Origin of the sequence: Allocatenococcus thiocycli (assembly GCF_921292965.1) — a bacterium.
GTDB classification, from domain to species: domain Bacteria; phylum Pseudomonadota; class Gammaproteobacteria; order Enterobacterales; family Vibrionaceae; genus Vibrio; species Vibrio natriegens.
Window position 1 is genome coordinate 304,103 of the sequence record NZ_CAKLCK010000029.1, and the last position, 25,846, is coordinate 329,948.

24 protein-coding genes are annotated in these 25,846 nt (G+C 44.9%); 12 read left to right on the top strand and 12 right to left on the bottom strand.

From position 1 onward, the window contains the following. Position 1 precedes the first annotated feature (1 nt). From L9Q40_RS11590 to L9Q40_RS11605, 4 genes are read right to left on the bottom strand one after another with little or no spacing between them, the layout of a single operon-like run. Complete coding sequence (locus L9Q40_RS11590; protein WP_014233886.1) at positions 2–880, bottom strand: amidohydrolase family protein; 879 nt, start codon at positions 878–880, stop codon at positions 2–4. Positions 881–896: 16 nt separating this feature from the next. Beyond that, entirely contained in the window at positions 897–1,955 is a 1,059-nt protein-coding gene (locus L9Q40_RS11595) for a 4-oxalomesaconate tautomerase (RefSeq protein WP_498793360.1), read from the bottom strand. Further along, the gene (locus L9Q40_RS11600; RefSeq protein WP_014233884.1) at positions 1,948–2,625 is read right to left on the bottom strand and encodes a 4-carboxy-4-hydroxy-2-oxoadipate aldolase/oxaloacetate decarboxylase; all 678 of its coding nucleotides are present in this window, start codon (positions 2,623–2,625) and stop codon (positions 1,948–1,950) included. Before L9Q40_RS11600 ends, L9Q40_RS11595 begins: the two co-directional genes overlap by 8 nt. Positions 2,626–2,636: 11 nt before the next feature. Next, on the bottom strand, positions 2,637–3,647 hold the full coding sequence (locus L9Q40_RS11605) for an amidohydrolase family protein (RefSeq protein ID WP_498793361.1): 1,011 nt from the start codon (positions 3,645–3,647) through the stop codon (positions 2,637–2,639). 349 nt (positions 3,648–3,996) lie between these two features. On the opposite strand from L9Q40_RS11605, the gene L9Q40_RS11610 reads away from it, so the two are divergent. Next, positions 3,997–4,833 (top strand): shikimate dehydrogenase family protein, encoded by an 837-nt coding sequence (locus tag L9Q40_RS11610; RefSeq protein WP_498793362.1) that lies wholly within the window; start codon positions 3,997–3,999, stop codon positions 4,831–4,833. Between the two features lie 15 nt (positions 4,834–4,848). After that, entirely contained in the window at positions 4,849–5,292 is a 444-nt protein-coding gene (gene aroQ / locus L9Q40_RS11615) for a type II 3-dehydroquinate dehydratase (protein WP_498793363.1), read from the top strand. A gap of 91 nt (positions 5,293–5,383) precedes the next feature. Here aroQ and L9Q40_RS11620 read toward each other — a convergent pair whose 3' ends face one another. The 5 genes from L9Q40_RS11620 to L9Q40_RS11640 all read right to left on the bottom strand — a co-directional run bounded on the left by L9Q40_RS11620 (position 5,384) and on the right by L9Q40_RS11640 (position 11,058). Beyond that, complete coding sequence (locus L9Q40_RS11620; RefSeq protein ID WP_498793364.1) at positions 5,384–7,207, bottom strand: bifunctional sugar phosphate isomerase/epimerase/4-hydroxyphenylpyruvate dioxygenase family protein; 1,824 nt, start codon at positions 7,205–7,207, stop codon at positions 5,384–5,386. Between the two features lie 86 nt (positions 7,208–7,293). Next, complete coding sequence (locus L9Q40_RS11625; RefSeq protein ID WP_498793365.1) at positions 7,294–8,220, bottom strand: AEC family transporter; 927 nt, start codon at positions 8,218–8,220, stop codon at positions 7,294–7,296. Between the two features lie 12 nt (positions 8,221–8,232). Further along, positions 8,233–9,498 (bottom strand): TRAP transporter large permease, encoded by a 1,266-nt coding sequence (locus L9Q40_RS11630; protein ID WP_498793366.1) that lies wholly within the window; start codon positions 9,496–9,498, stop codon positions 8,233–8,235. A gap of 9 nt (positions 9,499–9,507) precedes the next feature. Beyond that, entirely contained in the window at positions 9,508–9,999 is a 492-nt protein-coding gene (locus L9Q40_RS11635; protein ID WP_014233877.1) for a TRAP transporter small permease, read from the bottom strand. A 57-nt stretch (positions 10,000–10,056) separates the two neighbouring features. Continuing rightward, positions 10,057–11,058 (bottom strand): DctP family TRAP transporter solute-binding subunit, encoded by a 1,002-nt coding sequence (locus L9Q40_RS11640; protein WP_014233876.1) that lies wholly within the window; start codon positions 11,056–11,058, stop codon positions 10,057–10,059. A 411-nt stretch (positions 11,059–11,469) separates the two neighbouring features. Here L9Q40_RS11640 and L9Q40_RS11645 point away from each other — a divergent pair, with 411 nt between their 5' ends. The 5 genes from L9Q40_RS11645 to L9Q40_RS11665 all read left to right on the top strand — a co-directional run bounded on the left by L9Q40_RS11645 (position 11,470) and on the right by L9Q40_RS11665 (position 17,561). Beyond that, on the top strand, positions 11,470–12,687 hold the full coding sequence (locus L9Q40_RS11645) for a LysR family transcriptional regulator (protein ID WP_020334233.1): 1,218 nt from the start codon (positions 11,470–11,472) through the stop codon (positions 12,685–12,687). A gap of 112 nt (positions 12,688–12,799) precedes the next feature. Beyond that, positions 12,800–13,717, top strand: coding sequence for an NAD(P)-dependent oxidoreductase (locus L9Q40_RS11650; protein WP_498793367.1), 918 nt, complete (start codon positions 12,800–12,802; stop codon positions 13,715–13,717). 23 nt (positions 13,718–13,740) lie between these two features. Continuing rightward, positions 13,741–14,688 (top strand): Gfo/Idh/MocA family oxidoreductase, encoded by a 948-nt coding sequence (locus tag L9Q40_RS11655; RefSeq protein ID WP_014233873.1) that lies wholly within the window; start codon positions 13,741–13,743, stop codon positions 14,686–14,688. A 26-nt stretch (positions 14,689–14,714) separates the two neighbouring features. Further along, entirely contained in the window at positions 14,715–15,746 is a 1,032-nt protein-coding gene (locus tag L9Q40_RS11660) for an aldo/keto reductase (protein ID WP_498793368.1), read from the top strand. Positions 15,747–15,932: 186 nt separating this feature from the next. Then, the gene (locus tag L9Q40_RS11665; RefSeq protein WP_498793369.1) at positions 15,933–17,561 is read left to right on the top strand and encodes a transglycosylase domain-containing protein; all 1,629 of its coding nucleotides are present in this window, start codon (positions 15,933–15,935) and stop codon (positions 17,559–17,561) included. On the opposite strand, the gene L9Q40_RS11670 is transcribed toward L9Q40_RS11665, so the two are convergent. Next, positions 17,558–18,796, bottom strand: coding sequence for an ISL3 family transposase (locus tag L9Q40_RS11670; RefSeq protein WP_498791601.1), 1,239 nt, complete (start codon positions 18,794–18,796; stop codon positions 17,558–17,560). The two genes, L9Q40_RS11665 and L9Q40_RS11670, sit on opposite strands and share 4 nt — an antisense overlap. A gap of 118 nt (positions 18,797–18,914) precedes the next feature. Here L9Q40_RS11670 and L9Q40_RS11675 point away from each other — a divergent pair, with 118 nt between their 5' ends. The 3 genes from L9Q40_RS11675 to L9Q40_RS11685 all read left to right on the top strand — a co-directional run bounded on the left by L9Q40_RS11675 (position 18,915) and on the right by L9Q40_RS11685 (position 21,298). Then, positions 18,915–19,631 carry a penicillin-binding transpeptidase domain-containing protein gene (locus tag L9Q40_RS11675; protein WP_498793370.1) on the top strand — a complete coding sequence of 239 codons (717 nt, stop codon included), beginning with the start codon at positions 18,915–18,917 and terminating at the stop codon, positions 19,629–19,631. 282 nt (positions 19,632–19,913) lie between these two features. After that, the gene (locus L9Q40_RS11680) at positions 19,914–20,234 is read left to right on the top strand and encodes a DUF1840 domain-containing protein (RefSeq protein ID WP_498793371.1); all 321 of its coding nucleotides are present in this window, start codon (positions 19,914–19,916) and stop codon (positions 20,232–20,234) included. Between the two features lie 176 nt (positions 20,235–20,410). Further along, entirely contained in the window at positions 20,411–21,298 is an 888-nt protein-coding gene (locus L9Q40_RS11685) for a LysR family transcriptional regulator (RefSeq protein WP_020334227.1), read from the top strand. Positions 21,299–21,362: 64 nt separating this feature from the next. Here L9Q40_RS11685 and L9Q40_RS11690 read toward each other — a convergent pair whose 3' ends face one another. Beyond that, positions 21,363–23,267 carry a TRAP transporter permease gene (locus tag L9Q40_RS11690; protein WP_498793372.1) on the bottom strand — a complete coding sequence of 635 codons (1,905 nt, stop codon included), beginning with the start codon at positions 23,265–23,267 and terminating at the stop codon, positions 21,363–21,365. A gap of 13 nt (positions 23,268–23,280) precedes the next feature. After that, complete coding sequence (locus L9Q40_RS11695; protein ID WP_498793373.1) at positions 23,281–24,222, bottom strand: TAXI family TRAP transporter solute-binding subunit; 942 nt, start codon at positions 24,220–24,222, stop codon at positions 23,281–23,283. Between the two features lie 430 nt (positions 24,223–24,652). Between L9Q40_RS11695 and glaH the strand changes: the two genes are divergently transcribed. Further along, entirely contained in the window at positions 24,653–25,609 is a 957-nt protein-coding gene (glaH, locus tag L9Q40_RS11700; protein WP_065297727.1) for a glutarate dioxygenase GlaH, read from the top strand. Between the two features lie 97 nt (positions 25,610–25,706). Further along, on the top strand, positions 25,707–25,846 hold a 140-nt coding region (locus L9Q40_RS11705; RefSeq protein ID WP_498793381.1), incomplete at its 3' end, for an FAD-dependent oxidoreductase.

Consider the following 25,846-nt stretch of genomic DNA (forward strand, 5'->3'; position numbering starts at 1 on the left):
TTTAAACTTCCTCCGGCCAGTACAGTTTCATCGGGTTAGTCACAAGCAGCGCTTGTTGCAACTCTTCCGATGGCGCGATTTTTGGAATCACATCAACAAGATGACCGTCATCTGGTGTGTGTGATTTCATGTTTGGATGCGGCCAGTCAGTACCCCACAATACACGCTCAGGGAAGCGCTCAACGAGCTCACGAGCGAAAGGAACTACGTCTGAATAGTCTGGTGGCGTAAGCGTCAAACGCTCTGGACAGCTCACTTTCGTCCAGATCTGCGGGTTGCTCTCCATCATGTTAATGAACTTCTCGAACTCTTCGCTGTAGACGCCTTTAGAAACATCTGGACGCCCCATGTGGTCGATGACAACAGTCATATCAAGTTCATTCAGGAATGGCGCAACTTCATCGATATCCTGAGCTTCAAAGTAGACAACAACATGCCAGCCCAGTGGGCGAATTTTTTCTGCAATCTGCTTTAACGTTTCTTTTGGCGCGGTATCAACAAGTCGTTTCACGAAGTTAAAACGCACACCACGAACGCCGGCTTTATCCATCAGTTGCAGCTCTTCGTCAGTGACGGTTTCATCGACAAAGGCAATGCCGCGAGCTAAATCACCAGCGGTGTTGAGCGCATCTACCAAAGCAGCGTTGTCTGTGCCATGGCAAGACGCCTGAACAATAACGTTGCGGCTGAAGCCGAGGTAATCTCTTAGTGCGAATAACTGCTCTTTAGAGGCATCACACGGCGTGTACTTACGTTTTGGCGAGTAAGGGAATTTACTTGCTGGGCCAAATACGTGGCAATGGCTATCCACAGCACCTTCCGGCACCTTAAACTCGGGTTTGCTTGGATTAGGGTGAAAAGGTAGATAATCCTTGTCCATGGTCAGTCCTTATATTCTATCTATTTGTATACACGATTCCGTCAAACAACTTACGGGCGGTACGCAAAATTGCTGCAGCTTGGACTTGGTTCTCTTTTACATCCAACACTACGCTCATTTTGCCTATCGGGTGTTCAACGTCTACCGCTAAAGTTTCACTTTGCTCGATTGATGCCAATTTTTGTGCCGGCGAACCATCTAAAATGCACGCACTCGCAACACTTACGGCTCCCAAGACGCCTATAGAGGCATGGCAGCGATGAGGGATAAAGGTACGAGTAGAGATAGCACCGCCATACTGGGCTTTGCTAACCAATGACATTTTAGGTACCGATAATTGGGAAACATCACCGAGGTTCATTAACGGTCCAGCTTGTAGCCGTATTGATTCCAGCTTTTGTTTTAGTTCCGCGTTATTGTCGAGTTGATCTCGGCTTTCATCGCCCGAAATACCGAGATCATGGGCATTGATGACAACAACAGGCATGCCGTTATCAATTAACGTCACTTCAACACCGTCAATCACATCCACGACATTGCCGCTCGGCAGCAGTGCACCACAAGTTGATCCGGCAGTATCTTCGAACGTAACCGCAATCGGTGCTGCGCTACCTGGAACACCATCAATTTCACAGTCACCTTCGTAGGTCACTTGTCGATTGGGCGTATTCACGGTGACCGTCACGATTTGATCGGTGTTCTCCATGTAGATTCTTACTGTCGTTTGCTTTTCTTGGGCTTCCACGATGCCTCGCTCTATCGCAAATGGAGCTACACCCGCTAAGATATTGCCACAATTTTGCTTAGTGCTGATCAATGGTTGATCCACAAACACTTGTAAGAAAAGATAATCTACATCCACACCATCTCGTTCAGATGGCGCGACGATCGCAACTTTAGAAGTCAGGGGATCGGCACCGCCAATCCCATCAATTTGACGCTCGTCAGGTGAGCCCATTGCCGCGAGAAGAAAGCTTTCCAGACAAGACTGGTCTGAAGGCAGGTCACTTTTAACAAAGTATGCGCCTTTTGAAGTACCCGCTCTCATCCACATACAAGGGGCTTGGTTAGACATATTTGAGCCCTTTTTCTGCTAAACGCTCACGCATATTATAGATGTCCAGGCCAAGTTCGCCGTTTGCTAAGCGAACACGTTTCGCCTCTTCTCTCTCGATGCGATCCAGTGCGGCTACAAGTACTTGTTTTGCTTCGTCGCGACGAACAACCACAACACCGTCTTCATCAGCGACCATCACATCACCCGGGTAGACGATTTCTTCTGCGCAGGTCATTGGAACGTTCACAGAACCCAATGTTTCTTTAATAGTACCTTCGCTGAAGATGGCTTTTGACCAAACCGGGAAGTTCATTTCACGCAAATCTCGCGTATCGCGTACGCCGCCTTCGATGATTAGGCCAACCACACCACGCGCTTGAGCTGAAGTAGCCAGTAAATCACCAAAGAAACCGTGGTTAGAAGGCGAAGTTGGAGCGAAGACTAAAAAGTCACCGTCCTGAGCTTGTTCGATCGCCACGTGCATCATCCAGTTGTCACCCGCAGCACCTGAGATAGTCAGTGCCGAGCCAGCTACTGCATCACATTGGAAAATAGGACGCATGTAGTGTGCCAGCAGGCCGCGACGACCTTGAGCTTCATGGATAGTCGCAACGCCACATTTACGCAGACCTTCAATCACGTCTTTGTCTGCACGTTGAATATTCTGAACTACAACATTGTTTTGCATAATATTAATCCTTATGCCTTCAGACGGCTGAATACACGACGAGCGTTGCCTTCAAAAATGAGTGCTTTCTCTTCGTCGTTGACCTTATCGCTTGCGTCGATGTAACGCTTGGTATCATCAAAGTAGTGACCAGTTTCTGGGTCGACACCACGTACTGCACCAATCATCTCTGACGCAAACAGAATGTTTTTCGCAGGAAGAATGTCTAGTAGCAGGTCAATGCCTTTCTGGTGGTATACACAAGTATCGAAGTAGATATTCTTCAAAACTGACTCTTCTAATGGTGGAAGACCCATGTCTTGTGCAATACCGCGGAAACGTCCCCAGTGATAAGGCACTGCGCCACCACCATGAGGAATAATGATTTTCAACTCAGGGAAATCTTTAAATACATCCGACATCAGAAGCTGTTGGAATGCCGTGGTATCCGCACCCAGGTAATGTGAAGAGGTGGTGTGGAAGCAAGAGTTACACGCCGCAGATACGTGAATCATCGCCGGAACGTCTAGCTCAACCATTTTTTCGTAAAGTGGGTAAAACGCTCGGTCACCCAAAGACGCATCTTTCCAGAAGCCGCCCGTGGTATCTGGGTTTAGGTTACAGCCGATGAAGTCCATTTCTTCGACACAGCGAACCAATTCGGGTACCGATTTAGAAGGCGTCACACCCGGCGACTGAGGAAGTTGAGCAACAGGGGCGAAGTTGTTAGGAAATAGGTCACACACACGGCGAATTAAATCATTCTGATGTTCTGTCCAGAAGCGGCTAGTATGCTCGTTTCCAATGTGGTGTCCCATCCAACTTGCGCGAGGAGAGAAGATAGTCAAATCGGTTCCGCGCTCTTTTTGCAGACGAAGCTGGTTGTTTTCAATACTTTCGCGAATCTCATCGTCAGAAATACTGATAGTACCTTTGTCTCCAACGTATTTTGGATCTTTTGCTACCGCTGCTTTTTGGCTTTCTCGGTAATCACCGACTTGCGGTGGTGTAGTGGTATAGTGGCCGTGGCAATCGATTATCATCTCATCAATTCCTTCTGTTGTTTTGTTTTTATACTCAAATAACCTCGAGATGCTTAGTTCTATGAAAATGTCTTGGCTGATAAATTCAACCACGACTTGAATCCTGCATCTGGAATTCACTTGTGTATAACTACTATAACGACGGAGATAACAACTCGACTATTTCAATTTATTTTTACGGTATAAGTTTTTGAGATAGATGCCTTACTTTTATTGTTAATAAATCGACTTAAAAGCCAATAAATACAAGCATTCAACAAAAATGAATAGGTGTTAGAAAAATATAATTATCAATGGAAAAATGACGTGTGGTAGCCTTATCCTGTCATTAATAGATGGAGTACTTACTATGCAATGCCGTTTATTTGGAAAAAATATAACTCGGTCAAAATCCCCATATTTTCACAACGAGCTTGCCAAGCATTTAAATATTAACTTTAGCTATCAATTAAATAGTATTGATAGCGGGGATATTGAAGAGTTCAAATCTCAAGCAACGGCGTTGTTCGCTTCTGAAATTCAGTCGGCAAATGTCACTTACCCATTTAAAGAAATCGCCATTGAAATAGCGAATAAACTCGACAAATCAGCGCAACGCGTTCAGGCAGCAAACACATTAGTGAAAAAAGGCGATGAAATTATCGCTTACAACACCGACTACTCAGGCTTCATTCAGGCTTACCGAAATTCACGTGAGCAGACACCTGGTCGAGTTGTGCTAGTTGGATGTGGAGGCGTTGGTAAAGCCGTGGCGATGTCACTGGTTGATCTAGGTGCATCAGAGCTGATTTTGTTTGATATGGATGAGAAAAAAGCCCAGGCACTTGCTAATCAACTGTCTGACGAAGACTTACAGGTGACAACGGCAAATAGCGAATCAATTGAGTCTTACGTCAAGCTGGCCAATGGTCTGGTAAACTGCACTCCAGTCGGTCACTACTCGATGCCGGGCACCCCTATTCCAGAAAGCTGGATTGGCTCGCAAGAGTGGGTTTTCGATGCCGTTTATACGCCTGTCGACACTCAATTCCTTCTAGCAGCAAAAGAGAAAAACGTGTCTATTATCAGCGGCTTTGAACTATTTTTCCATCAAGCAACTGACGCATTTTCTCTATTTACTAATACCAAACCAAGCCCTGCCGAGTTAGCAGAGTTCCGTGAATCGCATTTCACTCAGCTATGCTAAGCAAAGGTTCTCATTATGCCTAAGTTACTGTTATTAAACGGCCCAAACCTTAATCTGTTGGGCTCTCGTGAACCTGAGAAGTACGGTCATGAAACGCTAGCGGATGTAGAAGTCCGCTGTCAAAAACTCGCCTCTGAATTTGGTTATGAGGTCGAATGCCTGCAGAGCAATATTGAAGGCAAGTTAATTAATGCCATCCACAAAGCTGGGGCTGAATACAAAGCTGGTGAGCTCGCTGGCGTTGTTTTCAACCCAGGCGCTTACACGCATACCTCTATTGCCCTTCACGATGCGATCGCAGGTGTTGGCGTTCCTGTGGTTGAAGTACACATTACCAACGTACACGCACGCGAATCGTTCCGTCATCACTCTTACATTTCTCCGGTGGCTGCTGGTACCATTATTGGTATGGGCACAAAGGGCTACCAATTGGCGATTAACTATTTGCTAGAAAAATAACTTCCCGACGTTATTTCAATGATTCGACAAATAAAAAAATAGGTGCTTCGATGAAGCACCTATTTTTTATTCTGATCTTTATTTCTAATGTTTAATCATGGTAAGACTGGGATGCTAAGCGAATAAACGCATTGGTTTCGCCATATTTTTTATAGTTTCCAACTCGCTGTAACACTTCAAAGAACAGTCCATTGACTTCTTTTGTGTAGAAATGCAAGAAGCTACCTGTGTCATCCTCTGTGTATAGGATGTTGTTTTCTTTAAGTTTTGCAATAAAATCGTCACTTAAATCAAACTGAGCTTGAATGTCTAAATAGTAGTTGTTTGGTATTTTCAACTGATAAATTGGCGACAGATCTTTTACTGCCGCGAAAATATCATGACATTGGATGGCAATCTGGTTAATGCTTGCACCATTTGACGCATTTAAAAAACGTTGGGCAGAAGTCTGCTTCGCACTCGTACTGTTTAACGCAAACTTAATCTTGCCGTTTGGACTGGTAATCGTGCGGCTGGTGATCAGACCGTTGATATCTGGTAAGTCGTAGCTCTCTTCCGGAACAAAGCCAAAAATTGATTTGTAGAAGAACAAGTTAGACAACAAGGTTTCAGGTGACACCACCTGCCCCATATGGTCGATACGGATTAGGTTGTCATTATAGGCAGCACCATCCGTCAGCGGTTCAAAATCGACGTCATAGAACTTCTCTGCGTGGTTTTGATCAAGCAGATGGATAAGCAGATTACTTGAGCTTTTCAGCGTCGGGATATCCAGTTCATTCTCTTGGCGTGCTTGATAAATAGTCGGGCTGTTGTAACGCTTTGCCAGTTCAACTAAGCGGTTTGCGTCCTTCGCTAATACACCCAACGCACAAACAGATTCACCATGTCCTTCTAAGTAGCTACTCGCATTACTATTTTTCTCATAGTTGAATACGAAGTTGATATCACCAAGTTGGTAAAGATCAACATTTTTGCTTTTGTGACAATGGGTTTTCTTAAAGCCAAGCGATTCGATGATGTCAGTAAACGGGTTATTTTCACGTTCTTTTACCGCAAATTCCACAAAACTTATATCACTCACTTCAGGCGCTTCGAACGTGTCACTGCTCTGATCTTCAAGCCATTTCAAAGAGCGCACACCATCAATCGCTTTTTCAATTGGAGACGAAGAGCGGAACTCATCATTAAACACTTCATGCGACAAGTAATCGTCGTAACCTTTGTCTTTAAGTGCCTGAACAAACTCAATAATAGGGAAATCACCCTGACCAGGGAAGCAGCGATAATGGCGGCTGTACTGCAGAATGTCCATTTGCATCTTAGGCGCATCAGCCAACTGAACCAGGCCAATTTTTTCAACTGGAATGTCGTTCTTTAACGTGTCCAGCGTGTTACCACGGGCGAACATATGGAATGTATCAAGTACGATACCCAAATTTGGGTGATCCACTCGCTTAACGATATCCCAGGCGTCGTCGTAGTCTGCGATATGACGGCCCCAGGCAAGCGCTTCGTAGCTTAACTTCATGTCTTCACGTTTAGCCAGTTCTGCCAACGCATGCAGATCTGCAGCGCACTGATTTCTGTCTGGGGAAGCCAGCGGGTGAACGCTACTGCACATCATTAAACGATCAGTACCGAGCTGATGCGCGAGGTCGATCTTACGCTCCATCATCTTGTATTTCTTATCGCGTAGCTCAGGCGGTAGCCCTTCCATATCGCGAAACGGTTGCAGCACTAAAATCTCCAACCCCAGACTATCAGCGATACGTTTTACATCGCGAGCGGTGCCTCGGTATTGGGTCAAATCATTCTCGAAAATTTCGATTGCGTGGAAACCCGCCTTAGCCGCTGCATGCATTTTTTGCTCAAGCGTACCGGATAAACAAACGGTGGCAATTGAATACTTCATAAATTAACTCCTAGCCAATCAAAGGCTGATATCTTGTATAGGGAGGCGTTAAGAATGGCGTTGACAGGTGCCAGACACTCGCCTCACTATGAATTAAACATTGCAACAACAATGGACAGAGAAATTCCGGAAGCCAGCGTTGTTGTTACAAGCGTGTTTACACAAAATTTTTGTTGATGATAAATAGCACCCAATATTGGGTAGATGGTTAACATCGGCGCTGCAGCAAATATAATCAGTACCGGTTTAAGCGCTTCATCGACTGGAAAAATGTTTAGCAATCCAATCGCAACCATCGGAAAAATAATGAGTTTATTGACGGCAACCAAGGCGGTGCGTCTTCTTTCTTCAAGCTTGAATGACTGGCCTAATGCACCACCGATAGCAAACAATGCCAATGCGACAGCTGTATTAGAAAACCAATCGGCACTTTTCATAACAAACTCAGGCAAAGTTATATTTAATAAATTTATGCCTAGCGCAATAGCGATAGAAATTATTATTGGATTACTGCTAATACGTTTAGCGATTGATTTCATTTGATCGAACGTATTAGTTTTTACGCTATGGCTAATTTCCAGAAATAATAAACAAAGTGGAATAAATAAAAGATTCTCCACCAAAACGCACATTAGAAAGGCTTCAATAAATTGACCATCAAATAATGACAAAACAATTGGGAAAGCGACAAATGCACTATTTGGCATACCGCTACCTAATGCATTAATACATGCATCTTTCCAATCAGATTTTAATACTTGTTTACTTATGACCAACGCAAAGCCCATTGAGGCAATGCCTGAAATTGCGTATACCAATAAAAAGTTAAGTTCTAATGCATTTTTAATATCCAGTTGCGACAAATTAATCAATATGACAGCAGGCAACGAGAAATATAAAACTAACTTACCTATATCCGCATGAAAACCTTGAGAGAAAAAGCGAATTTTTGTTGTATAAAACCCTGCCGCCACTATCATCGCGAGCGGCAGGAGAACGTCCATCACAGCCATATTGAGTACTTGTTAGTAGCCAAACATTTTTGGTAAGAACAGCACGCTTTGAGGCACGAAGGTAATAAAAAACAGCACGACAACTTCGAGCAAAAACAGCGGTGCTATTTGTTTTGATATAGCCGCAACACCCACTTTGGAAATGGTATTGGCAACGAACAGACAAATACCAAGTGGTGGCGTAATCAAACCAATCATCAGGTTAAAAATAACCACAATCCCGAAGTGAACAGGGTCGATTCCGAAACTCATCGCGATTGGATGGAAGATTGGAATCAAGATAAGCATTGCCGCAATCCCTTCAAGGAATAGACCAACCACCAGCAATATCAGGTTAACCATAATCAGGAACATCACCGGGTCACTGATTGTGCTGATGATTTGCGAACTGATGTACTGAGGTACACGAGAGAAAGTCAGCAGCCAGTTAGCAACGGAAATTACCGCAATCAAAATCAATACGATAGATGAGTCACGCATTGAGCGAATAAACACTTCCGGTAAGTCACTAATTTTAAGTGTTTTATAGAAAAACATCCCAACGGTCAGTGCGTAAAATGCAGCAAAAGCAGCGGCTTCTGTCGGTGTGACAACGCCTAATAGAATTGAACCAAGAATGAATACCGGCATGGTCAATGGGACAAACGCCTTTACCAGTGCTTTACGGCGACTTTGACGGACAACGTTACTGCGAATCTTATGACGTGTTGCGTAGAAATAAACAAATATCGACAGTGCAATCGCAGATAGAATACCCGGTACAATCCCTGCTAAGAATAGCGCTGGAACCGACACACCACTTGCGATTAACGCGTAGATAATCACCGGGATACTTGGCGGAATCATTGGGCCGATAACAGATGACGCAGCAGTTAATGCGGACGAAAACTCTTTGCTGTATCCCTCTTTTTCCATTTGAGGAATAAACACACGGCCAAGAGCAGAAGTGTCTGCGACCGCGGAGCCAGAAATACCCGCAAACATCACTGACGACCAAATATTTACCTGAGCAAGTCCGCCTCGGAAGTGCCCGACTAACGCATTAGCAAAATCGATAATTCGCGTAGTGATACCACTTTTGTTCATCAGCTCACCAGCCAGAACAAACAGAGGCACTGCAAGAATTGAATAGGAATCCAATCCGCTAAAAATGCGTTGAGCAACTAAGCTAATTGAAATTGGCGTACTGGTGACATAAAACGACATCGCCAGAATGATTGTGAATACGAGCGGAACACCGAATATCAGTAAGGTGCCCATCAAAGCTATAGATGGCATAGTAAATCCTTATACATCTCTACGTTTTAGACAGGGTGCACGCCCGGTTAGAGCTGATAGATGAGCGGCTAATCGAAGTGATGCTGCGATAAGTAAGCACACACCACCAACCACTAGTGCTGATTGGAAGTAATACATACTGATCCCAATACCCGGTGATTCAATGGCACCGCGCTTCGCAACAAACAAATAACCTGACCAAATCAATATCAATGCACTCGCAAACACTGCTATGTCAGTAATGACTTCTAATCCTTTTTGGAACTTAGCTGACTTCACTGAGCTAAGAACTGAGAATTTAATGTGTAACTCATCGAGGTAACAGATTGCTGTAGCAAACATAACGCCGTAAATCATGGCGTATTTACACAGCTCTTCACCCCATAAAATCGAGGTATTGAAAAAATAACGACTGATGCTGCTAAACAACATCACTACAAAGACTGTTAGCAATGAAGTGCCAGCAAGGATAGCCAGCAGCTTTTTGTATCGCTCTATCATAGCCTTTCTCCACAAAATTCCGTAAAGCCCGTAATGGGCTTCACGGCTTACTTAAAATTATTTAGCAGCGTCTACTGCTTGAAGTGCCTCATCGATCCATTTTGAATCAATCGTCGTTTCTAGCCATTTGATCACAGCAGGCTGAGTTTTCTCGCTGAACTTCTGCTTCTGTTCCGCCGTTAGTGACGTAACTGTCATGCCTTTTTTCGCCAGTAATTCAAGGCCAGCAGCTGAGTTCACTTGTTGGATAGCGCGACTTACCGTACTTGCTACTTTTGCCGAACGGTCAATCAGTTCTCTATCCTCTGCTTTTAAGCCAGTGTAGAAATCGTCGTTGATTAGCAGAAAGTCAGTGCCGTACACATGGCCATCTAGCGTGATGTATTTTTGCAGCTCGTAGAATTTGTTGTTCGCAATTACACCAACAGGGTTTTCCTGACCGTCTACTACGCCAGTCGTCAGTGCAGCCGGAACTTCAGGCCAAGCAATTGGCGTTGGTTCTGCGTCTACCGATTTCAACATTTCGATATAAAGAGGGGTGGTCATCACGCGGATTTTTAACCCATTCAGGTCTTCCGGGCTGCTGATGACTTTCTTAGAGTTGGTGAAATGACGGAAACCAGTTTCTCCGTAAGCAAGGTTACGAAGCCCAGTCTGCTTGAGACAGTGTTCGCCCAGCTTTTTACCGAACTCACCATCCAGAACTTCCCATGCAACCGGAGCTGAAGGGAACAAGTAAGGGATCTCAAGCACACTCGCTTCTTTACACAGCTTGCTGTAAGCCCCAGAAACCATCGTCATTGTTAACATGCCTTCCTGAGCTGACTGTAGTAGCTCAGTCTCACCACCCAATTGGCTAGATGGGTAGACATTGACACTTATACGGCCGCCGGATTCCGCTTCAACAAGATTTTTAAAAACCTGTGTAGCAGCACCTTTTTTAGATGTCGTCCATTCCTGAGAATCAACGTGACCAATCGTGATTTCAATTTCAGATGATGCGGCAGTTCCCGCGTAAGCAAGTGCGAGAGAAAGTGATAATGTTTTTATTGTTCTCATTCTGTGAACCTCCTGTTTCATGGCATTAACAATCTAGCACTCCCCCCAGATGACCTATAATTCATATAGTGAAAGTGCCATTCAATTTTTAGATAAAGGGGCAATTATCAATTAAGAACAATAGAAAATTAAATCCTTTAAATTCAACAAATTAAACCAAATTTTATAGCGTTGAAATATTAAATAAAAAATAAACACCCTCCATTGTATACAATTACAAATAGGAGATTGTCGTCACAATTTATAAACAAGAAAGTAACCTAAACATTTAGCATTGTGCTTAAACATGTCTAAATAAGTGAAAAGTTAATGTGGGTTCACCTCCTAGGGTCGTTGCCCCATCAGCGTTACCAGTTTTCCAAATTGCATATTCAACACTGAGAATTACATTGCTCATTTACAGGCGGTCTTATGTTTAACATCCCAAATATTCGGCACTTACGCGCCATTTCTGAAGTCGTCAAGACAGGCAGCATCAGTAAGGCATCTGAGACCGTATTTCTCTCCCAACCAGCCATCACTCAAGCGATTTCAAAATTCGAAAAGAGTATTCACAGTGAACTATTTGAACGTACCAGTGATGGCATGACGCCGACTCCGCAAGGTAAAGCTTTCGCGTTTCGTATTGATAGGGCGCTAGATCATATTGAGCATGGGATCTCTGAGACACTGAAAATCGCCAAAGGGCAACGCAAAAGCAACGTTCATAGATTCTTATACAATATGACGTCGACACACCTGAAGGCGTTAGTTGCCGTTTCGGATGGTCAGGGTTTTACCGAAGCCAGCCGCTTGTTGGAGGTGTCCCAATCTTCCGTTTACCGCGCGTCAAAAGATCTTGAAGAGATCTTGGATGTCACCTTATTCGAAAAAATCAGTAATGGTATCGTCGTAAGCAAAGCCGGTACCGCGCTCGTCAAAGCTTGTAAGCTCGCATTTGTTGAAATAAAGCAAGGAATCGAAGAGATCGATGCACTTAGCGACCGTCATAACAGTGTGATCACAGTGGGCTGTCTGCCGTTAGCTCGTACCTGTTTGCTACCTATTACTATTAATGAATTCAGCCAAAGCTATCCAGACTGCCGAATTCAGGTTATCGATGGCCCCTACTCCGATTTGCTCAACCACTTAAAGTACGGTGAAATCGATGTACTGATTGGCGCATTGCGATTTCCGATCCCGAGTACTGATATTCGTCAGGAAACCCTGTTTGAATCAGAAAACAAAGTCTTTGCACGCCACGATCACCCGCTATCCAAAAAAGCGAATGTCACTCTGCAGGATTTACATCAAGCCAGTTGGGTAGTCTCCAGCGCTAATACGCCAGGACGCAAGATGTTTGAAGACATCTTCATCAATGGTGGATTAGAGCCCCCTTCACGTTTAGTAGAAGCCAGTTCGCAGATGCTTGTAAAAGAACTGATACTGGGCAGCGATCGCCTGTCTGTCCTTTCTCAACATCAAATTCAACGTGAACTGGACGAAGGCCACTTTACGATTTTACCTTTTGATTGCAGCCAGCAGTCTCGACCGATTGGCCTTACCATGCGTAAGAACTGGTACGCGACTACCGTACAGACGCATTTCGTATCGCTTCTGCGTAAGAATGGCTTGAAGATGTCAGGCTAAATCGGGCAGCGCTTTCTCAAAATTGAATACCTAATATCATCTTTTGATTATTCGTGTTTTTACCCAAATGTTACAGTCGTTTTCGGTGAAGCAACATATTCGGGTATCAAAGGTGAAAACAACTCGTGCCGCATTTATTGGCTTTGGTGAAGCCGCTCAAGCACTTATCAGCATCGCTGGTGATAATGCACCGGACGTGATCAGTGCTTTTGATATCAAAACACGCGATGAGGCTACACGCGAAGCAAAACTGATGGATTACATCCAATTTCAGGTCAATGGCGCGTTTAACCCAGAGCAAGCCGTTTGTGGCGCTCAGGTTATTTTTTCTCTCGTTACACCTGATCAGGCAAACTTGGCTTTAGCACCGCTTAGTAGTGCGCTGACAGAGAAGCAGTTTGTCGTAGATTGTAACTCGTGTGCTCCTGCAGTGAAAAAACACAATGCTAAATTGGTAGAGTCGCAAGGTGCAGCCTATATTGACGCTGCAATAATGAGTCCGGTAAAAGCGAATTCAAAGCCAATCCCACTGTATATTTCTGGTAAAAAAGCCACTCTGGTTGCACCACAATTACAGTATTTGGGGTTTGATGTAACCGTGATTTCAGAGCAGGTCGGCGATGCTTCACAAATAAAAATGTTGCGTTCAGCGATGGTGAAAGGTCTGGAAGCATTAACAACAGAATGTATGCTTGCGGCTCATCGTGCCGGGGTCGCGCCCTATGTGATTGAGTCACTGGAAAAGAGTTACCCGCAACTTAATTTGTCGCAATTGGCGGTTTACCATATGGAAAGAATGCTCACCCATGGGAAACGCCGTAGCGAAGAACTTAAATCAGTAGTCGAGACACTTGCTTCACTTGATATCGATACCAGTATGTCGAGCGGCGCAATCAACTGGCATCAACGAATGTCGGATTTAAATGTAACTGTCGATAATCAAACGTTAGAACAGTTATCTAATCAAATTTTGAATACGATGGAGCACTCAGCGTCACCCATCCAATCAAACGATACCCTTACCTCTTAACCAAGTGTAATAAAGGATTATTTATGAAAGTATGTGTAGTTGGTGCAACTGGTGCCTTTGGCCGTAAGCACTTAGAAGCCATCCAAAATATCGACGACGTAACCGTATCAGTTATGGTTTCTCCAGAACAAGACAAGCTTGATGCTCTGATCAATGAGTATGACTCTCAGGCTGTTGGTGTAACGACACTTGAAGAAGCACTTGTTCGTGACGATGTTGATGCCGTTATCTTAGCAACGCCAACTCAGGTGCACGCATCTCAAGCTATCCAGTGTATGGAAGCTGGCAAGCACGTTTTGGTCGAAATTCCTATGGCTGATAACATCGAAGACAGCTACAAAGTAGTCGAGACTCAAAAGGCAACGGGTTTAGTTGCAATGGCTGGCCACACTCGCCGTTTCAACCCAAGCCACCAATGGATTCACAATAAAATCCAGGCTGGCGAGCTAAACATCCAACAAATGGATGTGCAGACATACTTCTTCCGTCGTACCAACACCAACGCGAAAGGCGAGCCAAGAAGCTGGACCGATCACCTGCTATGGCACCACGCATGTCACACGGTCGATTTATTCCAATACCAAACTGGCGAAACCGCATCACAAGTTCAAGGCATGCAAGGACCAATTCATCCGGATCTTGGCATCGCAATGGACATGAGCATCGGTATGAAGGTGCCATCAGGCGCAATTTGTACGCTTTCTCTGTCATTCAATAACGAAGGTCCATTTGGTACGTTCTTCCGTTACATCTGTGATGAGGGGACTTTCCTTGCTCGTTACGATGATTTGTATGACGGCTATGACAACCAAATTGATTTGACAGGTGTTACTGTGTCAAACAACGGTATTGAATTGATTGACCGTGAATTCTTCGAAGCAATTAAGACCGGCAAAGAGCCGAACTCAAGTGTTGCTCAATGCCTGTCAGCAATGGAAACACTGCACCGCATCGAAGAGCAGCTCATTTAAGGACAACACAGCTAAGGAATCTTACTATGCAACAACGGAAAATTGGCCAATTTCTATGTAACCCTGTTGGTCTGGGATGTATGAACCTCTCTCATGCGTACGGAACACCACCGGATGAGAAACAGAGCATTCATTTACTCAACCATGCCTTGGACCTCGGTTACAACCATCTTGATACTGCGACATTATATGGTGGCGGTGCCAATGAAAAACTGGTGGCCAAAGCCGTTGGGCATAGAAGAGATGAATATGTGTTGGCCAGCAAATGTGGCATGTTCATTAACGAAGAAGGTAAGAAAGAGATCAATGGTAGTCCTGAAGCGATGCGTAAAAACATTGAGAACAGCTTACAACGCCTAAACACAGACGTCATTGACCTCTATTACCTTCATCGCTGGGACAAAACCGTCCCTATCGAAGAAAGTGTCGGCGAACTAAGCAGACTGGTTGATGAAGGCAAAATTCGCGAAATCGGCTTGTCAGAGGTGTCCGCAGCGACAATAACAAAAGCTGCTCAAGTTCACCCAATTGCAGCGGTGCAATCTGAGTACTCACTTTGGACTCGCAACCCTGAAATCAAAGTGCTGGAAACATGTAAAGCACTGGGGACTGCCTTTGTTGCATTTAGTCCGTTAGGGCGTGGAATCTTGACGGGTAAAATCGATTCTCCGACGAATTTTACGCCGAAAGATATCCGTCGCAACATGCCTCGATTCGATAGTGAGCACTTTGCTCATAACCAGCACCTTGTGACACAACTGGCGCAATTGATCGAGCAAGAGTCTGACACTGTGCTAAGTAAAGCAAGTCTGGCTAGCATCGTTCTACGCTGGGTGCTGGATCAACACGATCATATTCATGTTATTCCAGGCACGACGAATATCGACCATCTCACCGAGAATGTTTCGGCAACGTCGGTGAGTTTGTCTAGCGACCTGTTAGAAAAAATGGGACAACTCATCAACAATGACAACGTCTCCGGCACGCGCTACAACGCTGCTCAACAAGTAGAAATCGATACTGAAGAGTTTTCAGCGAGCCCTGCGGTTACCGCATAACTTTCATAGAATTCAAAAGCCCGCTTCGGTGGGCTTTTTTGCATATAACGCCTACGTAACCACTCAGTAACCCCTTCCCTCTGCTCTTTGTGTCCCTTAATTGAGACTGTTAACGTTTTAATGACATAAGCGAACAAACATCAGGCTACGCTTCACGGCTATACTTAACGCGTAACATAAACAAAGATGCCTGCTAACACTCCGTCTCCACTATCGAAAACACTCTGGTTCCGCCGTTTGATTCAAGTACTCTTCGCCGGCGCTGTATTACTCCTTATAGCGATTATTTACTTCGGAGTGCAGTTCAACAACCTGGTCGCGAGCAAGTTTGAAGGCCAAATGTGGCAACTGCCTAATGTTGTTTATGCACGTCACTTGGTGTTAAGCCCTGCTATGCAGGTTAGCCAGAAAGAAGTGCTCAGTGAGTTGGATCAGCTAAATTACCGTAAAGTCGCACAGCCAACAAAGAGTGGTGAATATAGTATTTCTGGCCAGATAATAAGGCTGATTCGTCGACCATTCGTTTTTCCTGAAGGTGAGCAACCTGCGCAGCAGGCAAGCATTCGATTTAGTGGCAAACGCATTGTTAAGATCACCGATGAAACCTCAGAATATGATCTCGGCGTACTGCAGATCGAACCACAAATTTTAGGGATGCTCGACGGTGACAACACCGAAAAACGAATTTACGTATCCAAAGATGACATGCCAGAGACATTAGTCGCTGCTTTGCTTGCCACTGAAGACCGTGATTTCTATCAGCACGACGGTGTATCCCCTGTCGCTATTGCCCGCGCTTTTGCAGCCAACGTTACTGCGGGGCGTAACGTACAAGGCGGAAGTACCTTAACTCAACAGCTCGCGAAGAATTTGTTCTTAACTCGCGAACGCAGCCTGATTCGTAAGATTAAAGAGGCTTACTTGGCGGTGATCATGGATTATCGCTACAGCAAAGATCAGTTACTTGATGCTTACCTAAACCAAGTCTATTTGGGTCAAAACGGTCAAAATGCGATTCACGGTTTTGCTTTAGCGTCACGACATTATTTTGGTCGACCGTTAGCGGAGCTGAGCCTTGATCAACAAGCGTTACTTGTCGGTTTAGTAAAAGGCCCCTCTTATTACAACCCTTGGCGTTACGCTGAACGAGCAAAAGCTCGCCGTGACTTAGTGCTAAAAATGATGGTCGACACTGGCGATCTCGAAGCGAGTGATTACGAACGCGCGATTCAGAAACCATTGTCACTGGCTGTTCAGGGTAAAGGAAGTACCACTGAGCCTCCTTACTTCGACTACATAAAGCTATCACTGAAAGACAATGGCATCGACTACAACAGTGGTCGCGGTTTGCGTCTTTTCACGACCTTCGAGCCTAAAGTGCAAGGTCAGGCAGAAGCAGCGGTTTACAACGTTATGCCCAACTTAGAAAAGAAAGCAGGCCAGTCTTTAGAAACTGCGATGGTCGTTGCCGATAAACGAAGCGGTGCAATCCGCGCGATGATTGGTAGCCGCCAGCCGAATTTCCATGGATTTAATCGTGCGATAAATGCCGAGCGTCAGATTGGATCGCTGATAAAACCAGCAGTTTATGTCACGGCATTAGCACAGCCAGAACGCTACGCGTTAGGAACGAACCTCGCGGATAAACCAATTACCATCCAAACACAAAATAATGAGAAGTGGTCACCACGAAACTACGATCGCCAGTACCGCGGTCAGGTGAGCCTATACCAAGCTCTAGCCCATTCTTACAATGTGCCAACTGTAAACCTCGGTATGGCCATTGGGTTAGATAAGGGGTTCTTCTCCGCTTAGGTGAGCTTGATATTTGGGTAAAAAGTTGAGTGGGTATCAGGAACCGATGTTTGTCTGATCTTCAACTTAAAATAATCTGTATCTCTTACTCCTCTGGCTCTTCGTCTGAGTAACCCTATAGATACATTGCCAGCCTCAACCCGAGCGTTGGTCAGCTTGTATTTTGCGTAGTTACAGATACCTACTTTTCTTTCTAATATTGAGTCTGCAAAGCTGCTTAGTGACATTATCCGAGTTGACTTTGCTAGACGGCACCAAGCTTCAAGAGCGGCTGTCATGGTCTCGTAACAAGGCTCATCCCATATCGCTTGTAGCTGCTCTTTTAGCATATAAATCACGCACAACGTCTTGTTACTCTCAAGTAAATCGTCGAGTCTGTCAGACTGCTTGTCATCCAATTTCTGTGCATTTTTCAGTAGGAGGAAGAGTGTGCCTTTAAGCATCCTTTTCTCATCGTGCGAGCCAATCCTAAAAGCTTTCGCTCTCTCTTTTCTGATTAAAATGCAGTAGTTTTGCATCACATGGAATCGGTCAAAAACGATGTCTGCATGAGGTAACATTTTTCTTACCGCTGATTGGTAAGCTTGCCCCATATCCATTGATACCGCTTTAATTCCAGCCTTTGTTTCCTCTGATAGTTGCTCGAAAAATGAGATAAGGACTTCTGCTTTTCGTCCATGTTCTACCCAAATTAAATGACCAGAAACAAGGTCGTAAACGACGGTCATATAATCGTGTCGTTTAGCTCTAGCTACTTCATCAACGCCAATGTGGAGTAAGTTCTTTAGTTTCTCGGGTTCTAAAGCTGGCAGGCTTGAACGCAAGTATTCTCTATCGATGTTTTTGACTGTTTCCCACCGAATACCTAAATGCTGAGACACGGCATGTATGCTCATGTGGCGGCATAATCCACTGATAAACTTGCAAAAGCGAGCGGTATAGCGACCTCCTTTAGAGACATAGTCAGTATCTTCAATTAGCCGTCTTCCGTCTTTATCTCTGGTTTTAGCCAGTTCAACTTCTATCGTGCATGGCCGTCCGCTAACAGGCAGATCCTGAAGTCGTCTTTTGACATAGTGGTCTACGGTGCAGGTTGCACCTGTGATTGGATCTTTGACCTTATATCTTCGGTCTCGACGGCAACGAACGAAAACTGATTGGGACACTTCTTCTATTGAACAAGATTCGACACACTGACCTTTAAAGCAAAACAACGAGGAATACAAAGACGACAAAATACACTACAAACTTATAATAAAAATAAGCATTATAAATCATGTGATTATGATAGGTTCATTGATGTTGTTTGACTCATGAAAGCGGAGAAGAGCCGATAAGGTAACCAACACCTTGGTGTCATTAGGTGTCAAAGAGAGTCAAGTCCCACAAGTGCCATCGATGTTACTGGGTGCACTGGCACTTTCCCCTCTGAACGTCACTCAGATGTATCAGGCGTTGGGAAATCAGGGTGAAAAACAAAACTTGTTCGCACTTAGTGCAGTGCTCGATGAACATGGGCAAGAACTTTATCGTCATCAACCTCAGCAAGAAAAAGTATTGGAACCTGAGGCTGCTTGGCTGATCGAATATGCAATGGAACAAGTCGTCGAGCAAGGGACCGCGCGTTACTTAAATCAGATCGTGCCTCGCAGTGCTCACCTCGCGGGTAAAACTGGTACGTCAAACCAAGGGCGTGACAGTTGGTATGTCGGGCTTGATAACCAAGATGTCGTGACTATTTGGGTAGGTCGCGACGATAATAATCCAGTTGCTTTGACAGGATCGAGTGGCCCGTTACGAATCTATGGTGATTACCTTAAAAAGGCCGGCTACCAGTCAATCGTTCAAACTAAGCCAGAGAAAATAGGGCTAGCAAACTACAGCACTGATAGTCAGGGTGGATTAAGAGAAAGCTGTTTTGGCGAAATCAGTTTACCTGTTTGGAGTGAAACAGGAGAAACGAGCCCTAACTGCCTGCAGCCTTTGGAAGATGGCCTCAAAGAAATCGGTCGTGGATTAGCAGAAGCACCGAAGCAAATCGGTGGATTCTTTAAAAGCTTGTTTGATTAAACGTATTTGATTAAGCAAGAGAGCGTTCGCGCTTTCCGCTTCCCCAAAGAATTAACTCCACTATTTAGGTAAACTCCGGTTAAACTGGCGAATACCAATCACAGTGAGTAAGTGGTCAGAAATAGCGTAGGAAAAATGCTTGAGAACAAGGCAACATTTTTCGATAAGTAGTTACTCTACAATCAAAAATGTTAACGCTGTTATCGAGTATTTTAACAAGCTAGATTGACCAGTTATTTACTACGATTGGTATATTATAATTAGGAAAAACAGGAGTGAACCATGCTGATCACCTTTCGCTGTAAAAGCCATGCCAATATCACCATGTTCGGCGATATTGCCCTCAATATGATAAAAATGATGGGCCATAGCGGCACTGTGCCCGGTTCGATCTCGGCTCAAGACCTGCCAGAAGCGCTCGCTAAATTAACCGCTTCGCTGACCAAAGCAACAGAAGTAGAGAATAAGTCCGTTCAAGAAACAAACGATGATGACGAGCAATCAGAGCCGATCGTATCAATAAGTCACAGAGCAATGCCGCTTGTTGAATTACTAAAATCTGCCATTGATGATCAATGTGACGTAATGTGGGACAGTCAGTAAACAAACCCTAGATATTGCCATAAACCACGGCAGAAGCATTAAGACTGTGATCGTAATCTTCTCTTAATTGCTTTTCTCTTCATAATAACCAAAAGTGATTGTAGCCTATGTTTCAATCGCCAGGATGTATATTTCATTCTATTTTGTTCGCATCATAAACCTCATGGGAACGTCACGTGGACATCAAACGTCTTCAGTACTTTGTAGCTTTGGCTAAGAACGGCAACTTCACCAAAACTGCCGACCAACTGGATATTGCCCAGTCAGCACTCAGCGTTAGCATGCAAAAATTAGAGAAAGAAATCGGTCTGAAATTGATCAATCGAAGCAGCAGACAGATTCAGCTCACCTCTGATGGCATGAGATTCCTGTTCCATGCGCGAAGGATTTTGGAAGATGTTGAACTCGCCCAGATTGAAATGGATGAGCTAAAAGGGCTCGAACGCGGCAAGATCGATTTTGGTGTTTCTGCGATGCTTGGGTCTTATTTTTTCCCTGAAGCACTGTCAGCCTTTAACCAAGCCTACCCTAATATTCGTATTCATGTTCAGGAACACGGCACGGCAACACTGGAAAAAATGCTTTTAGAAGGCGCTTTAGACTTGGCATTCGTCCGCACAGATAAACCCGTTGATCAACTGAGATACGTCTCGTTGTGCCCAGAAGAAATCGTTGCCTGCGTCAATGAGAGCCACCCTTTTGCCCAATTATCGAACGTAACGCTGGAACAATTCTGCGAGCAGCCGCTTATTCTGTTTCGGGAAGGATATTTGCTGCGTGAAGCCGTCAGTCGTTACAGCCGAAAGCACAACTTAAAACCAGATATACGCTTTGAGACCAACTTAATCGAACTCGTGAAAGCCTTAGTTAAGAAAGAAGCCGGTGTCAGCACATGCCTGAGACGAATAGTGCAAGAAAATGAGCCATTGGTTTGCGTACCGTTTAATCCCGCACTTAAAGTCGAATTTGGTATTGGCTGGAAAAGCAGCCATTACCTGTCTAATGCATCGCGTGCGTTTTTGAAGTTTATGGAAGAGTGGTATCAACCCAAAAGAATCAAATAGCGAGATATAAAAATGCCCCCAGCCGTCCGGGTGCGGCTGAGGGCAATACTATCCAGAAATGTCGCTAATCAGCACTGGCTTTGAGTGGTGTTAATACTTTCAGTTGATTCAAAACGGTAACCAGAAGAATACCCACTGTGGCTGCGATGTTAATCACATCACTATCGCCAAATGCCAACACCAACGCACTGACGAACAGGATCCCCCTTGCCACCTTGGACAAAGGATTAAACAACCTGCCTTCAATACTGCCCGCAAACGCAACGATCAAGGCGAGTGTGTAGATGACTGATAAAACAAATGGGAACAATGAGAACTCTTTAAACCAGATGAGGTTGCCGTGGGCCATCATAATAGGAATTAAGAAGAATCCTTGCGCCAACTTCATCGCCTGAATCGCAGATTTCATTGGTGACGCATTTGCAATACCAGCGCCCGCAAACGCGGCCAGAGCGATCGGCGGAGTGATATTAGAGGTCTGTGACAACCAAAAAACGATCATATGCGCGGCAAGCAAGCTAACACCTAAATCGGTCAATGCTGGTACCGCCATCACTGACAATACGATATACGCAGCAGTAACCGGTAGCCCCATTCCCAGAACCAACGCAGCTAACGCCACCAGCCCCAGAACCGACCATAATTGACCGCCCGACATGGCAAGCAGGAACTGAGTGAATTGCAGACCAATGCCGGTTTGTCCAATCACGCCAACGATAATACCTGCACAAGCACAAGCCACAGAGATAGGCAGGGCCATCAGTGCCCCTTCCTTCATTCCCTGTAAGATCAGCTTCAATGAAACTCGCGTCGATTTACGCACCATAGCCGCAGCAAGAATAGCACCACACCCTGCAATTCCGACCAGAACAGGCGAGTAACTCAACATCAATAGCACCGTAATAAAGACTAATGGTGCTAAGAAGTGCCAGCCTCGGACCAGAACAATTTTGATGCTCTCTATTTGCGCCATCCCTTTCAAGCCGAGCTTACACGCCATCAAATGGATATAAAGCAACGTTGAAAGAAAGTAGAGAATGGCAGGAACAATCGAAACCAGAAGGATCTCTGAGTAAGCGATGCCGGTAAACTGCGCCATAACAAAGGCTCCAGCCCCCATCACTGGCGGCATAATTTGCCCACCGGTTGACGCCGCCGCTTCAATGCCAGCCGCCTGCTCTGGTCGGTAACCTAGCTTTTTCATCATCGGAATGGTCAGCGAGCCCGTCGTAACCGTATTCGCAATGGCTGATCCAGAAATCGAACCCAGCGCAGCAGAAGCGATCACGCTCGCCTTTGCAGGCCCACCGCGATACTTACCAGCCACAGCGAAGGCACAGTCGATAAAAAATTGACCCGCTCCGGTAACCTGAAGAAAGGCACCAAATAGCACGAAGGTAAATACCACGCCTGCGGCAATTCCCAATGGTGCTCCGTACACGCCGTTAGTCGAAAAAATATGGAAGCGGATCATCTCTTCAATAGAAAAGCTCTTACTTGCGATGGCATCCGGTAAGTGCGAGCCAAACATTGCATAGAGAATAAAGACGATTGCCAACCAAGACATCACGGCACCAACAGTACGTCGCGTCGCCTCAAGCAACATCGCGATGACGACTACGCCTGCAAATGTATCCGTCAGCTGAAGACCATCCATCAGAAAGCTCATATCATCGTAATCGAACACGCTAATACGCCAGGTTGCCCAGATGGTAAGTACCATGCAACACAGATCGATCATTCTCCCAAACAGGTAGACTAACGTTGTTCTGTTTAAAGAGAATGTCGGCTTAACCAAAAATACCAATACCAACACCCAGCTAATATGAATGGGGCGAAAAGTAGGCGCAGCTAACGACGCTGTAATGCCTTGCCAAATCTGAAATGCTGATAACGACACAGCAAAAATAGCGGCGACAGCAATCAGACGCTCGGTAACCAACAGGTTCCAGTTTCTATTGTCTTTCATTCACTGACCTGCCCTACTGCGCTTGCTTACTCTGCTGCTCTTGAAGATACTTTTGGGCACCCGGATGCAGAGACACAGCGCTTAGCTGGTTCATATTTTCCACCGTGGTGAATTTTGCAACACTGAGTGAATTTTGTAATGCTGACGCGTTTTCAAAAATTAAGCGGGTCATGTTGTAAGCCAACTCTTCGTCAAGTCGCTGGTTAACGACCAAAACGTTCCAAACAGCTGGTGCCGTAAAGCTTTCTACACCGTTATAAACGCCCTGCTCTACCTGCACTGACTGATACGCAGGAAGCGCACCCATGATAGATTTCATGTCTTCAGCGGAGAAATTAAGCACGCGAATATCTCGGGTCAGAGCCAATTCAGTGATCGCGCCCAGCCCGGTACCACCGACAAAAACCCCAGCATCAATCTGACCATTCGCAAGAGCTTCAGCAGTCGCAGAGAAGTTCAGAGACTGAACATTCATACCGTCTTCATCAAGGTCCAATGCAGAGAGAATACTTCTTGCGCTCACTCTGGTGCCTGAACCTGGCGCGCCCAGAGAGACAGTTTTCCCTTTTAAATCTCTCAGTGAATAAATATCCGAATCTGCACGCACGACAAACTGCACAACGTTTGGATAAAGTGCCGTCAATACCGCAACATCAAGTGCACGCGAAAACGGCTTGCTTCCTTCTTGAGCCTGAATGACGACGTCACCCATCGCGAGACCTACCAATTGCTTATCCTGAACCACTTTGATGGTGTTCTCTACTGAAGCCGCCGTCACTTCAACTCGCATATTAAAATCAGGTAAGTTATCGCTCCAGATTTTTGCCAGAACGCCACCATACGGGTAATAAGTTCCACTCTGACTTCCTGTACCTATAGTGTAATTTTCTGCCTGAGCACCACCCACAACACTTAACATGGAAAATAGCAGCAGCGTTTTAATTGTTTTTTTCATAATGTCCTCACGTTATTGATCTTATAAATACTCCATGTCGGCTTTTACACACCATTAACAACACTGACAAACCCGAATCCTGGCTTTTGAGATATTAATAAATAAAAGTTGCTGCAAAAAAGATGAAAAATGGCGTTTTCAATATCAATAAGTGATGAAAGGAATCTCTTTTATTAATAAAAGTGAACAAAAACGGCATTTTCGCCCGGCTAGATACGCAATCCATCTATTTTATAGATTGAAAGTATATTTTCTATATATTGAACATATAGGACCAACACTGTTAACCTTTTTGCAACAGTAAAGAACCACGAATAAACAGGGTGCTCCCCATTAGGCCGCTCAACACCAAGTGGTAGACAAGCAATATCTACCACTAAGAATCAAAAGCTGAACCGGGACACCTTTTGCTGAAATAAAAGGAATAACCATGACACTAAGCATCAAAGACAGCGTAAATTCAGAACTACAAGGCATCACCGTTAACCCACATCCGGTAAATGGCCGTTTGCAGGTGATTACTCTTGGAAAGGACTTATTAGAGAAGTTTAATGATCTGACTTGTGAGTGGGATCTTCAAGCCATTGAGTACAAGCCATTTCTTCGCTTTGCTGTAGCGGAAGCACTGGATAAAGCATCCGACTATCAACTCGGTAAGCTGCTTGTTCAGATTATGGATGATCGTAATCAAGGCGCATTTCTTCTCGAAGCTTGCGATGAAGTACGAGCAGACTATGAAGACACCGAGATCCAACGTCGTTACTTCGTCAAACTCTCTACGGCAATTTCGCACATGATTGGTCTGCCAAACTTTGATGCCATGTACGGTAAATATTATGCTCGTTTTACTGTGCGTAATGTTGACGACAGTGACAGCTACCTACGTCAGGCTCACCGCCGTATGGAAATGCACAACGACGGTACCTACGTCGATGAACGCACGGATTTCGTATTGATGATGAAAATGGAAGAGAGCAACATGCAAGGCGGCGATTCGCTGTTACTGCATCTTGATGACTGGCAGGACCTAGACAAATTCTATAATCATCCAATGGCGAAGCAAGACATTACTTGGGGCGCGCCACCAAGCAAAAATACCGGTTATGACATTGAGCACCCAGTCTTTTTTGAAGAGGATGCTGAAGGTAAACCACACTTCCTGTTCATTGACCAATTTGCGAAACCTAAAAATCGACGTGAAGGTTTGTACCTGTATGAAATTGGTGAGTCTCTTGAAAATGATCCGAACTGTTTCAATGTACGTGTCAACGTCGGTTCTATGCTGGTTGTTCACAACCACCGTTGGCTACACGGACGAGATAAATTTGTACCGCACCCAGATCTAAGTCGTGAACTACTTCGCCAGAGAGGTTCATTTTCACGCTAAATGTTACTGAGCCAGGGAACGGTCTGGCACCACCAAACTAAATAACAATAATTAGCCCGTGTGCAATAACACGGGCACTACTATTTTGGAGATTTCAATGGAAAAGCCGTACGACTATGTGATTCTCGGAGGCGGAATTGTCGGAATATCAACAGCATGGCAACTGAAGCAGCGCTACCCAACCGCACGTGTTTTGGTATTAGAAAAAGAATCAGAAGTATCCATGCATCAGACCGG